The organism is Pseudoalteromonas sp. ABE4_541 (assembly GCF_056312285.1).
On record NZ_JBSVEM010000003.1, the window covers coordinates 280,629 to 288,244 of the forward strand.

Genomic DNA, 7,616 nt, shown 5'->3' on the forward strand with positions numbered 1-7,616 from the left:
ACTAGATCAAGGAATTATCATGACCCATTATAAGTTTGGCAATGAGATTAAGAGTAAATCCCTCCCACACCATGTTGAAGTTGCGATTGTTGGTGCTGGTATGTCAGGTCTTTACAGTGCTTGGCGTATACAAAATGAAGTAAAAGATGCAGGACAGATAGCCATCTTTGAACGCTCTGACCTTACAGGCGGCCGCTTGGATTCAGATCTCATTAATTTTAAAAACCAAAAGTCGGGACCTGAGCAACCGCAAACCATCACAGTAAAAGAAGAACAAGGTGGTATGCGCTTCTTATTTGATGGTATGGATGACTTAATGGCACTATTTTTAAAGCTTGATCTGCAAGATCAAATCGTGCCTTTTCCAATGAACAGTGGTGGTAACAACCGCTTATTCTTCCGTGGTGAAAGCTTCTCAGTAAACCAAGCGGCAGAAGACAACTATGCTATTTGGTCACAGCTGTATAACCTTGATCAGTCGGAGCAAGGTATGAATCCAACCGAAATTGTTAATGTGGTATTCAACCGTATTCTGCAAGCTAACCCTCAATTTGATAGTCGTCCTGCAGTAAAAGGCCCTGAGTTTTGGCAAGCATTTCGTCTAGATTGCAAATGGAAAGACAAAGCACTAAATGAATGGACGTTGTGGGACCTATACTCAGATATGGGTTACTCGCAAGAGTGTATTACCATGTTGTATCGTGCATTAGGTTTCAACGGTACTTTCTTATCAAAAATGAATGCCGGTGTCGCATATCAGCTACTTGAAGACTTCCCAGCAGACGCAAAATTCCGTACCTTCAAAGATGGCTTCAGCACTTTGCCTAATGCTCTAGTAGAAAAAGTAGGCACTGACAACATCCATTTACAAACAGAAATTGAAGCAATTGACTACGACGAAGAGCATAAAAAGTACATTCTTCGCTACACGCATATTGACGAAAATAACAAAGAACATCGCGGACACGTGCATGCAGACAAAGTCATCTTGGGTTTACCTAGACTCGCGCTTGAGCGCCTATTCATTGGCTCTAATGCTTTCCACCGTTTACCGAAGCCCGAGTCTGAAAAAATTTGGAACACATTACAAACAGCGACCAATCAGCCACTGCTAAAAATCAATTTGTATTATGATTCAGCGTGGTGGGCAACGGGCATTACAGGCCGCCCTTCTATTGAGTTTGGCCCTAACTTTGCAGATTTACCAACAGGGTCAGTGTATCCATTCTACGCAGTCAATGAGCCACTTGTTGCAGCGCTGATGTATGAAGAACGTAAAACGCAACCAAGCAAAGAAACACAAGCCAAGCTCGATATAATTGATGCGCAAAAATACGATCGCCCAGCGGCACTCACCATTTACTGTGACTATCTCAATATTAATTTCTGGAGCGCTTTGCAAAACAAAGGTGAGCTATATCACAACCCGCATCAAGATAAATATGTTGAGAGTGTTCCTTCTGATATTTACCCAGCATCAGAAGCCGTAGTTGAACAAGCAACCGCTTTTTTCAAAAACATCTTTGATACACATTATGTACCACAACCTGTTCTCACCAGCGCACGTATTTGGGAAGGCAGTGTTGATTTTAATCTACCCGCAAGTCAGCAGTTTGGTTACGGCGTGCACCAATGGGCAGTAGGTGCTGATGATAGAGAAGTAATGAAAGAGCTAACTGAACCGCTACCTAACTTGTTCACCTGCGGTGAAGCTTTCTCAGATTACCAAGGTTGGGTTGAAGGTGCACTACGCTCTACAGACCTTGTATTAAAACAAGGTTTTGGCTTGGAGCCACTGAATGAAGTCTATGAACAGCAAACAGGTGTTCCGCCTGCAATTGCAATCAAGGCGGTGTACGAAGAAAACGCTACTAAGCTTATCAATGAATACATTGACCCACAATTAAGCCTAAGTGAAGCACCCATCGACAATACACGCGATTTAACCAGCGTACTAGGCGTTAACTTAACTTACTTCGATAAAGCTTAACTTCTCCCTAATGGAGGTGCCATGCACCTCCTTTTTAGTCCCAACATTTCGAGAAAAATTATGAATAGTGTCATAAATGAATATTGCGTTGCTGACTATTTAAAAGCACGACTTGAAGAAATTGGCGTAGAACAAATGTTCGGCGTTGCGGGTAACTATACCGCGGCGTTACTTGATGTGATCTTATCCGACGACAATTCACCCATCAAAATTTCTGGTAACGCTAATGAGATTTGCGCAGGCTTTGCAGCAGACGCGTATGCTCGCTTAAAAGGCGTCAGCGCACTTTACGTGACCTACAGTGTGGGTGCATTTAGCTTGCTTAACACCATTGCGGGTTCTTTTGTCGAGCAAGTGCCTGTGATTTTAATAAACGGCGCGCCAACTAACAAAGAAGATCAAATCTCAAAGCAAGCCGGTCTGCTTTATTCGCATACCACTGGCTATGATTTTGTTGATATTCATATGTTTAAACCGATCACCGTTGCAGCTGAACGGATCACCAATGCGCAGCAGGCCCCTTATCAAATTGATTCAGCCATCACCGCTATGCTGACCCAAAAACGCCCTATTTACTTTGAAGTGGCTGAAGATGTATGGCGTACACCGTGTGAAAAGCCTCATGGAAAGCTAAAGTCAGGTGTTGACGCAACAATCACCGTCAGTGAAGCAAAAAATGCGGCGAAAGCGACCGTCGACTTAATGCTTAGCAAACCAAACAGCATCTTTTGGGCAGGTATTGAGTTACAGCGATTTGGGCTACAAGATAAGTTCTTAGAGCTACTCGCTTTGCTTAATCACTCACACACACTACCAAATCAGCATATCCATTTCGTTACTTCAGCGCTGAGCAAATCGGTCATTGAAGAGACACACCCTTGGTTTGAAGGTTGTGTAACGCTGAAAAACGAAGAAATTGACGCATTGGTTGGTGACGACGGTGCACTCGTTGGTATTGGTGCCTGGACAACAGGCAAGGATACTGGCAATGAAGATATTCGTAGCGATAAAACCGTGCTGGCAGCGCATGATGGCGTATTTGTAGGCGCGAACTTTTATCCGTCAGTACAATTAGGTGATTACTTAAACCAGCTGATCGAACAGTTTACAGAGTTGGCCAAAACTAACCCAGCACAAATGCAAGGGCTTCGCTTAACCAAACAGCTCCAGTTAAGAGCCTGTACGATCCCTAATTCAGATAGCACATTAGGATATGACAATTTCTTTCATACCATGAGTCAATGGCTCACCGAAGATGATGTCATGGTTGTTGATGCTGGCTTCCCATTAATTGGTGCACAAGGCGTTAAGATCCCAAGCCGTAATGGTTTTGTGGCGCAAGCTGCATGGCTTTCAATCGGATACTCAGTAGCCGCCGGCACAGGGGTAAAATGCGCTTATCCAGACAAACGTTCAATTGTTGTTGTAGGTGATGGTGCTTTCCACGAAACCTGCCAAGCGGTCGCAGATCAACATGCCTATGGGCAAAATACCGTGGTATTTGTTATTGCCAACGGCATTTACGGTATTGAGCAGTATCTGGTTAATCCAAATCCATTCAGAACACCACCTGTTGACTATCAAGATCCGCTTCTCGATAGTGTATATGCGTACAACGAGTTACCGAGCTGGAACATTTCTAAGCTAACCGACGCATTTGGCGGTGTCGGCCGCAAGGTCAAGCATATGAGTGAACTACTCGCGGTGATGGAAGAAATTCGCTGTAACCCAGATACAAACTATCTGGTCGAAGTGTGTATTCCGAAAGAGAATGTTCCTTCGTCTATAGCCCAAGAAGCTGGCACCGCTGTCGGCGAAGATGAAATAGACAATCCAAACTGGCCACCAGCTGGCAAATTTTAGCCACGTTTAATTTAAGCTTTTCTAGCCCTGCATATCACGCAGGGCTTTTACAAAATCATCATATCAGTGTGCTTTTGAATATACACACGCAGACTTAAATCCTTTTTAGTCAACTAAGCCTCTAAACCGCTGCTATTGCTATGTATCAATGCCATTGTATGATATAAAACACCTGCAATATCAAAGAACTAACTTCTAAATCTCAAGCAAAATTAAGGATGTAATATGCAATTTATCATCACCGCTTACGACTACATGGACGAAGATGCGATAAACAGACGCTTAGCGTGCCGAGAAGAACACATGGCTGGCATAAAAAAGATGGTTAATAACGGCTCATTTATAAGCGGCGGCGCCATGCTTGATAGCCATGGCAAAATGATTGGCTCGTCCGTTCATGTAGAGTTTGAAGATAGAGCCGCACTGAACACATGGCTTGAGAACGACCCTTATGTTACCAACCAAGTTTGGGAAAAAATAGAAGTGAGTGAAGCACGTTTAGTGCCTGTAGAACAATTAAAGCTTTAAAAGGCCAGATGTCACAGCCCCATTATTATTCAACACCAACGCAGTAAATACAGGATTGTCATGAGAATAGCCGCTTTCTTATTTTTAGTTTTCACACATTTTTCTTACGCAGATACTGAGCGATTGTCTTTTACTTCAAAATTTATCGACGAAACCGTTACCGTACAAATATCGTTACCCGACACCTACCGTCATTCCGACTCCTTTAAATATCCTTTGTTGTTAACCCTCGATGGTTCAATGCAATTTAACCATATTACCGCAAGCAATCAGTTTTTAAGCAGTTACGCTATCACCCCTGAGATGATTACGGTCGGAGTCAGCGTACTTAAGCGTATGCAATATTTCACGCCCACAGAGCATGAGCAATTTATTGGCCGCTCTGGCCAAGCGCATTTATTCAAAGCATTTTTACAACAAGAACTGATCCCAAAACTAAAAGAAAAATACCGTATTGCGCCCTATTACAGTATCTCTGGCCACTCATTAGGTGGACTGTTCACCAGCTATCTAGCACTTCAAAAAGACGCCATTTTTCAAAACTATATTTCTATCAGCCCCAGCCTTTGGTGGGATAATGGCAGTTTAATAAAACACTATAAAACGCTTCAAAGTACACACTTTAATGCGGCCCGCTCATGGTTTTTGAGCATGGCAAGCGAGCCTGGAGAGATGATTGATAACTACACCAAAATGCTTGACGCGTTAAACACTCAACCACTTGCCAATCTGACTTGGCACTCAGAGCGTTTTGCTAATGACACACACGATAGCACGCCATTACCCGCCAATATGAGCGCACTCAAAACCCTTTTTAAAGATTGGAATGCTATACCTGAAATAGACGTGATGCCACTTGGCCAGATCCATGCATTTTATCAGCAAAAAAGCCAGCAATATGGCTACAACATGCCTCTGGGCGTACATCAATACAACGTATACGGACTAAAAGCCGCGTACGAAGGCAAAACACAATGGGGTGTCGAAATTTTAGAAAAAGGCGTGCAAGTGTTTAATAAGTCAGAAATTTTATGGGACAGCCTAGCAACCGCTTACACCCTAAACAAACAATCCAAGCAAGCATTAGACGCGTCTAAAACAGCCGTAAAACTCGCCAAAGCGAATTCATCGTTGTTTTTAAATGAAATACTTAGCCAGAACAAGCAGCTCAGTAAGAAAGAAGTAAATGACTGAAAATAAGGGATAGCTTTTTAATGTCGTCGCTCATATCTGCTTTTATCGTGTTGATGAGTTGTTTTGCTCAAGATGGCAAGCAGGTATGAGTGAGGACTGGGCTTTGATAAAATTTATATCAATGCACAAAATGCAAGACCTGACCTCAGTTGTTTTCTTGAGCGAACCTGATTGTTTGCGCACATGCAAACCTGCCGAACATCTTTTGCCAAACCAACATCGGTCACTGTAGTATTGCGTATAACTGTATGACTCCAAGCTTAAAGCGAGCTACTAATAAACGTAGCAGGAGGGAGTCCAATTATCTGTTAGCTATTTCTCGTATACAAAGGAATTCCAGTGGTCAAAGTCCTCGTCAGTTCGTGTTTGGTTGGAAACAACGTTAGATACAATGCGAGCTGTTTATCAATGCCAGAGTCTGAGTTGCTTTGGCTTAAGTCAAATACAGAACTCGTGATCTTTTGCCCTGAGGTATCAGCAGGTCTTCCTATCCCAAGAGCACCTGCTGAAATCATCAGAGGGAACGGTGTTGATGTATTAGATGGTTTGGCAAATATTGTCACAAATGATGGCGTTGATGTTACTAAACAATTTGTAAATGGTGCAGAGAGAGCTTTGGAACTATGCAAAAAACAGCAAATACAGTACGCGGTACTCGCAGAGGGTAGTCCTTCGTGTGGTAGTTCAAAGATTTACGATGGCACATTCAACGGGGTCAAAATCGATGGCTCAGGAGTAGCGACTGCATTGTTAGAGCGCAATGGCATTAAAGTCTACAGCCAGTATACGATAGCTAAACTCCGAGAAGCATTGGAAAAACATAGCTAACAAGGAATTCCAGATGAATTCACAACGCTTGGCGACTTCAGTTTTATTCAGGTTAAGCGTTTACGGTATAATGGTTTGTGCTCAGCGGTCTACGTTAAGCTTTCAGAAAATTTGAGCATATCAACATGGAGTAGTAATTGGTGAAACCTAAATTATTTGTTTTAAAAATGCCATTTGAAGATGGTCCTGGAAAAATGTGGATCTGTTCACACTGTGCACTTATTGAAGGTGCATTGTCAGTAAACACACACTGGGAGGATATGGTGGAAGTTCACCGTATCGAGTTTTCAAAACCAAGAAAGGAAGTAGTGGATATATTGGGTGAAGATAACCAATGGCTTCCTGTACTTATACTTGAAAATAATAAGACGATCACTGAACCAGTGGAAATTATTAACTATTTAGCAAATGAACTTGGTGGGGCAGCGGCACACCCGTAGTTCGAGTAGAGTGAACCTGACAAGGTCGTAAATGCGGACAAATAACAATTTACTTTGTTCGTGCCTCACAAATTTTAGTCAACCAATTGTAGCCGATTACAACGGCATTATAAGCCAAGAGTAGTATGAAAGAGTCGAGTGTTTATCTAGAACAAATAAAAAATCAGGCGGCATATCTATTTGCTGCATCGGTATTCTATGGTGGTTACTCTTTCTTTGAATTTTCCAAGTTCTATGATGCAGTAATATTGATGCTATTTACTGTTGCAATTTTCACCAAGAAATCTCGTGTAGCGTCAGTTTTAGCAAGTGCCTTTGGGTTGCTGATTTTGTATTCCCTATTCCAAAATTCCGAGACAGACAGCTTCATGTACATTGTCGCACTCGCAATAGTTTGGTGTGGGGCAATGTCAACTTACTGGACGGCGATGTACCATAAGTCGCGTAAAATAAACAAAGGCTTATAACAAGCTTATTTTCCCTCTGAGGGGGTCACTTATTTTCCGCCTTCTGAATTAGGTCCAAACAGCAGGCCGGCTTGTATAAAAAAGACAAGCTCAAACCCGGTAAAGTAGGCTTGCTTCTAGACGGATGGCGGCGCTGCGCCCCCTGTGACGACCTACGTCAAAATGTAGGTTTATTAAGCCAAAGGCGCCACCCAGAAAGAAACCAAAAAGAAACCAAAAAGAAACCAAAGACACCCACCACAAATTTGCGCCTTACTAAAATGCCGCCTAAGCTTTGATCCTGCACTCAAAGGATTGAGGAAACCA

Annotated in this window: 7 protein-coding genes; all 7 read left to right on the top strand. The window is 42.7% G+C overall.

The window, feature by feature from the left end; genetic code table 11:
* Positions 1–19 precede the first annotated feature (19 nt).
* The 7 genes from ACW689_RS05120 (at position 20) to ACW689_RS05150 (ending at position 7,310) form a co-directional block, all read left to right on the top strand.
* Entirely contained in the window at positions 20–1,990 is a 1,971-nt protein-coding gene (locus ACW689_RS05120) for an FAD-dependent L-amino acid oxidase (RefSeq protein WP_476288982.1), read from the top strand.
* A 60-nt stretch (positions 1,991–2,050) separates the two neighbouring features.
* Positions 2,051–3,853: an alpha-keto acid decarboxylase family protein gene (locus ACW689_RS05125; RefSeq protein ID WP_476288984.1), complete on the top strand. Its 1,803-nt coding sequence runs from the start codon at positions 2,051–2,053 to the stop codon at positions 3,851–3,853.
* Positions 3,854–4,078: 225 nt separating this feature from the next.
* The gene (locus tag ACW689_RS05130) at positions 4,079–4,381 is read left to right on the top strand and encodes a YciI family protein (RefSeq protein WP_476288985.1); all 303 of its coding nucleotides are present in this window, start codon (positions 4,079–4,081) and stop codon (positions 4,379–4,381) included.
* Between the two features lie 60 nt (positions 4,382–4,441).
* Positions 4,442–5,575 carry an alpha/beta hydrolase gene (locus ACW689_RS05135; protein WP_476288987.1) on the top strand — a complete coding sequence of 378 codons (1,134 nt, stop codon included), beginning with the start codon at positions 4,442–4,444 and terminating at the stop codon, positions 5,573–5,575.
* Positions 5,576–5,914: 339 nt separating this feature from the next.
* Positions 5,915–6,403, top strand: a complete 489-nt coding sequence (locus tag ACW689_RS05140; RefSeq protein ID WP_476288989.1) for a 2-thiouracil desulfurase family protein — start codon at positions 5,915–5,917, stop codon at positions 6,401–6,403.
* Positions 6,404–6,543: 140 nt separating this feature from the next.
* Entirely contained in the window at positions 6,544–6,843 is a 300-nt protein-coding gene (locus ACW689_RS05145) for a DUF3088 family protein (protein WP_476288991.1), read from the top strand.
* Between the two features lie 125 nt (positions 6,844–6,968).
* The gene (locus ACW689_RS05150; protein ID WP_476288993.1) at positions 6,969–7,310 is read left to right on the top strand and encodes a hypothetical protein; all 342 of its coding nucleotides are present in this window, start codon (positions 6,969–6,971) and stop codon (positions 7,308–7,310) included.
* Positions 7,311–7,616 lie beyond the last annotated feature (306 nt).